Here is a 4751-nt window from a genome sequence, read left to right on the forward strand (position 1 = left end):
CGATTGCGGCGGGCAGCTCGGCGCGGCCCTGCGGCAGATAGAAAAAGAAGGGCGCGGCGCGTTGCTGTATATGCGGCAGGAAGGGCGCGGCATCGGCCTTGCCAATAAAATTCGCGCCTATGCCCTTCAGGATGAAGGCTATGACACTGTGGAGGCCAACCGCAAGCTGGGTTTCCCCCCGGATCTGCGGGACTATGGAACCGGCGCGCAAATGCTGGTTGACCTGGGCATTCACAAGGTGCGCCTGCTGACCAATAATCCCAAAAAAATCGTGGGGCTTTCGGGCTACGGCATTGAAATTGTCGAAAGAGTGCCCATTGAAATGGACGCCTGCCCTGAAAACGAGCACTACCTGCGTACCAAAAAAGAAAAAATGCAGCATATGCTGCATTGCTCCTGCTGCCGCTAGGAGGGTTTTACCCGGTTTGCCCCTGAGCATGCCGGGTATTTTCTGCCGTCAGGTCAGGCAGGGTCTGACGACAGCAGCTGGCGTGTGGCCGCCACATGCGGCTACGCTGCAAGCCTTTTCCGCCCCGGAGCCGCCGGGGCCAGAGGGTTTTCGCCTTGAAATTGCTCTGGCGGCTGCGTGAGAAGGCGCACGCGCACGTGCATTGCGCTGTCAATGCCGAAACAGGCGTGTCGTAAGCGTTGAGAATGTATATTCTCACCGTTGCTCTGTCCTAGAGCAGATTAACTTTGAGAATATACATTCTCAAAGTTTAAGGCACGCTCACTTCGGCGTTTAACCGCGCAGATAAACTGCGCTTACGCCTCCGTAGCGAACGTCTGCTCACGCAGCCGTCCGAGCAATTTAAAAGTTAAATTGCTCTAGGGGCGGTTCTGCCAGTGTCATTGTGGAAGACTGCTTTCTTGGGCCTTGTGGTGTTGCGGATATGTGTTCACGACGCTGCAAGGCGCTCACTGCGGCGCTTAACCGCGCAGATCCATAGCGTTGCTGTCTTGTCCGCAAGCTTTCGGGCTTCGGCTGAAGCCGCGCTTACGCCTCTGTGGCGGACGGCTGCTCACGCAGGCGTCAGGGCAGTTTCAAGGTGAAGCTGCCCTAAAAGAACGGGACCGCTCTTGTCCCCGGCATGTCGGCCCCTGTTGTTCAGGGCGGCATGGGGCAGCGGTTCATACCTCAGGGAGTACTGCATGACCGTAAAGGAAAAAATTCTGGCTCAGGGTGCGCTGTTGTGGCGTTTTCTGGGTTTTTTTCAACCGCCCCTGCTGCGCTGCATCCATGCTGCCGTCATCGCATTTGTGCTTTTGCAGTTCCTGACCAGCATATGCATGGAGGTTCCGCTTGAAGGACCATCGGCTCTGGCCTGGGTGCATATAATTTCTGGCATGGGCTTGTTTTTGCTGGGCATTGCTCTGGTGACCCTCAGCGTGAGGAAACGCGGCCTGCGCAACTTCTTCCCCTACCTGTGGGGGGATATGGATCAGCTTGGCAAGGATATGCGCGCTGCGGCCCGGTTCAAGCTGGTTGGTCCCCGTCCCAAGGGACTGCCAGCCTGTATTCAGGGGCTTGGCATGGGGGCGCTGCTCATGGCTGTGTTTACCGGCCTGTGGTGGTTTGACGACTGGGGCAATGACCGCCTTGGTCTTACCGCCCTGAGCGCGCACAAGTTTTTTGCCTGGGCCATGGTTGCCTATCTTGCAGGACACGGTGGCATGGCGTTGGCCCATTTTGCCATGTGGCAGAAAAAGGTTGCGCCCAAGAAATAACGCACTGTTGACGAGATAGAGCGCATTTTATGCGTGAAATGCTTTGTGGGGGAGGGACCCTTTTGCAAAAGGGTCACCTCCCCCACGCCCCCACCCCCTAACACCTTTATTTCTGTTGCAATCTGTCAGAAAAGTGCGCCTGACCTGAGACGGAAAAACCAAACGCCGCAAGCCCGGCATGTCCAAAGACATGCCGGGCTTGCGGCGTTTGGGCGGGCATGTACGGGAGGTGTTATTTTGCAGTAATAGCCTTGAATAAAATGTTTTTTTGCTTTTTACACAGGTAAAAATATTTATAACACAGCTATTTTGCAGGATTTATTTTTTCATTTTTACACCAATTGGCCCCTCTGATTTTATAAAACCCGCGCCAGCCGGGCGTTGGGCATGACTGAACCAGTTCAGTCTTACAGAAATCCTCGCCTGCGCTATGCTCTCCTCAAACCGCGCAGTTTCATAACTGCGCAAACAGGAGAGCATATGGCAACTACCGGTAAAAGCAATGGACATCTGGGCATCAGCCATCCTTTCGGGGCCAGGCACGGCACACCTGTGGCGGGCCAGGGGAACGAACGGACGCAACAGTCACTGGCAGACAGAATGTACGGGGCGAAAAAAGACCCGCTGACACAGCCCTTGCCCGTGTCGCCGGACGCGCCGCTGCAAGAACGCATGTACGCTGAAAGCGTGTCCGACGTGGTGGCGCGGCATGCCGCGAAAACGCATGACCTGAAGCCCTTTCGCTTAAACCCCGAAGCGGAGGTTCCCTGCTATCAGATGGGGGTCAGACCGCTGGATTTGTGGTGGTGGGGTAAGAAAAAATACGGAAAAGAAATAAAGTGGAACAAGCAACAACACTACGAGCATATGCAGTTTGTGGGCAGCGACGGCAGCAATTTCGGTTTGTCCAAGGGAGAGGGCTTGCTTGTGGAAGACATGAAAACACTTTTTACCTATGAAGTCGAAGCGCCCAAGTACAGAAAAGAATATGTTGACCGCGCCAGACAAGCTCTTGATGCGGAGTGGGACAGGCAATTGACAGAAGCATATCAGGATATGGACTTCGAGATACAACGATACGATGCAAGAAAATATAACTGCCAGCATTATTTCGCTGAAATTTTGCAAAAAGCACAACGATACGAAACCGCTGATAAGCCCCTGGTGCTTCCGTAGCTGATCTGCTGAAGGGTGGACATTCTTTCGCCCTTCAGCAGGCTTCGCCTCACATGCCAAATATGGCGAGCATCAGAATTAAAAAGGTGGGTTCGAGGACGAGCACCAGAAAAAAGACACAGAGGGGAATCTTCAGCAAAGCGACATAGCCGCCCATGCGGTCGAAAAAGAACAGGGAAAAAGGCAGAGCCATCAGCGCCGACTTGATGGCTGTTACGAGTTCTTCTAGGTAGTTACGGTTCATATGCTCAAGGTGCAGCATACTCTGTAGCTGTGCTATTTCATTGAGTGAAGGATACGCAGTAAGGAGGGCCGCAAGGGTCAAGCAATATATAGGCAAGGAGGTGGTAAGGCCAAAGCCCCTCAGAAAGACCAGACAGCCTGCAAAGCCGTACAGGAAAGTGAAGACTGCATAGGGACTGGAGCCGGGCATCACCCACCACCAGTTGAGCATGGCAATAAGGCACAAGGGCCATGCACGTTCTATAACAATCCCTATGAATGTGCTCATTTTTTCCAGAGTCATGCAGTCTCCATTGTTTCGGATTCCGGCCTTGACGGCGATATTTTTATATCAATACAGCAACAGCGCAGCAATACGAAACCGCGGATGAACACCAGATAAACCCCTGGTTCTTCAGTAGGTTCCTGGTGCAAGGCGGAAAATATCCTCCCTGCACCAGACGTTGCCTCACAAGCCGGAGTTAGCGAGCAGCAGCATTAAAAGTGTGGGTTCAATGCTGAGCACCAGAAAAAAGACACAGAGGGGAATCTTCAGCAAAGCGACATAGCCGCCCATGCGGTCGAAAAAGAACAGGGAAAAAGGCAGGGCCATCAGTGCCGACTTGAAGGCTATGATAAAGGCCCATAGGAATTCTCTCATATGCTCAAAGTTAAGCATATGTTCCAAAAGTTTCATTTCGTTGCTTGATGGAACTCCGGCAAGAAAGGCCGCAAGTGTAAGGCCGTATATGGGCCAGGAAGTGGCAAGGCCGAAGCCGCGCACAAAAATCATGCAACCGGCAAGGCTGTACAGGATGAAAAAGAATATATCTGGATCATGAAACGCGGCTAAAATCAGCATGTTGGGCATGGCGATAAGGCACAGGGGCCATGCGCCGCGTATGAAGGCTCTTGCGGAATCGTCAAATTTTTCCAGAGTCATAGGGTCTCCATTGTTTCGGCTTCCGGCTTTGACGGCTATATTTTTATAGCAATACTGCAATAACGCAGCAATATGAAATCATAGATAAACCCCTGGTGCTTCCGTAGGTGTCTGGTGAAGGGCGGAAAATATCCGCCCTTCACCAGACGTTGCCTCACATGCCAAATATGGCGAGCATCAGAATTAAAAAGGTGGGTTCGAGGACGAGCACCAGAAAAAAGACACAGAGGGGAATCTTCAGCAAAGCGACATAGCCGCCCATGCGGTCGAAAAAGAACAGGGAAAAAGGCAGAGCCATCAGCGCCGACTTGAAGGCTGTGACGAGCAGTCGTAGGTAGATACGGGCCGAATACTCAAGGTTCAGCATGGTCTGCAACTGTGTTATTTCATTGCGTGAAGGGTCTGCGCTAAGAAAGGCCGCAAAGGCCAGGCAGTATATGGGCAAGGAGGTGGCAAGGCCGAAGCCGCGCACAAAAATCAGGCAGCCTGCAAGGCCGTACAGGATGGAAAAGAGCATGTATGAGCCACAGATGATGCCCATTGCCAGCAAGCTGAGCATGGCGATAAGGCACAGGGGCCATGCGCCGCGTATGAAGGCTCTTGCGGAATCGTCAAATTTTTCCAGAGTCATAGGGTCTCCATTGTTTCGGCTTCCGGCTTTGACGGCTATATTTTTATAGCA

General features: G+C 52.8%; 6 protein-coding genes. 3 read left to right on the forward strand and 3 right to left on the reverse strand.

The window, feature by feature from the left end:
- The 3 genes from V6C16_RS08075 to V6C16_RS08085 form a co-directional block, all read left to right on the forward strand.
- The coding region (locus V6C16_RS08075) for a GTP cyclohydrolase II (RefSeq protein ID WP_333542988.1) at window positions 1-409 on the forward strand (409 nt) is incomplete at its 5' end.
- 743 nt (window positions 410-1152) lie between these two features.
- Window positions 1153-1728 (forward strand): cytochrome b/b6 domain-containing protein, encoded by a 576-nt coding sequence (locus tag V6C16_RS08080; RefSeq protein ID WP_333536833.1) that lies wholly within the window; start codon window positions 1153-1155, stop codon window positions 1726-1728.
- A gap of 480 nt (window positions 1729-2208) precedes the next feature.
- Window positions 2209-2904, forward strand: a complete 696-nt coding sequence (locus V6C16_RS08085) for a hypothetical protein (RefSeq protein WP_333536832.1) — start codon at window positions 2209-2211, stop codon at window positions 2902-2904.
- Window positions 2905-2953: 49 nt separating this feature from the next.
- On the opposite strand, the gene V6C16_RS08090 is transcribed toward V6C16_RS08085, so the two are convergent.
- The 3 genes from V6C16_RS08090 to V6C16_RS08100 form a co-directional block, all read right to left on the reverse strand.
- Complete coding sequence (locus tag V6C16_RS08090; RefSeq protein WP_333536831.1) at window positions 2954-3430, reverse strand: hypothetical protein; 477 nt, start codon at window positions 3428-3430, stop codon at window positions 2954-2956.
- 165 nt (window positions 3431-3595) lie between these two features.
- The gene (locus tag V6C16_RS08095) at window positions 3596-4069 is read right to left on the reverse strand and encodes a hypothetical protein (protein ID WP_333536829.1); all 474 of its coding nucleotides are present in this window, start codon (window positions 4067-4069) and stop codon (window positions 3596-3598) included.
- A gap of 154 nt (window positions 4070-4223) precedes the next feature.
- Window positions 4224-4751, reverse strand: a 528-nt coding sequence (locus tag V6C16_RS08100; RefSeq protein WP_333542989.1) for a hypothetical protein, incomplete at its 5' end; no start/stop codon positions are given.

The organism is Desulfovibrio sp. 1188_IL3213, assembly GCF_036763145.1.
In the GTDB taxonomy this organism is placed as follows: Bacteria; Desulfobacterota; Desulfovibrionia; order Desulfovibrionales; family Desulfovibrionaceae; genus Desulfovibrio.

Bases quoted from the DNA above. Each gene is read 5' to 3' on its own strand.
- V6C16_RS08090 (WP_333536831.1), bottom strand. From the start codon at position 3,430: ATGACTCTGGAAAAAATGAGCACATTCATAGGGATTGTTATAGAACGT.
- V6C16_RS08080 (WP_333536833.1), top strand. From the start codon at position 1,153: ATGACCGTAAAGGAAAAAATTCTGGCTCAGGGTGCGCTGTTGTGGCGT.
- V6C16_RS08085 (WP_333536832.1), top strand. From the start codon at position 2,209: ATGGCAACTACCGGTAAAAGCAATGGACATCTGGGCATCAGCCATCCT.
- V6C16_RS08095 (WP_333536829.1), bottom strand. From the start codon at position 4,069: ATGACTCTGGAAAAATTTGACGATTCCGCAAGAGCCTTCATACGCGGC.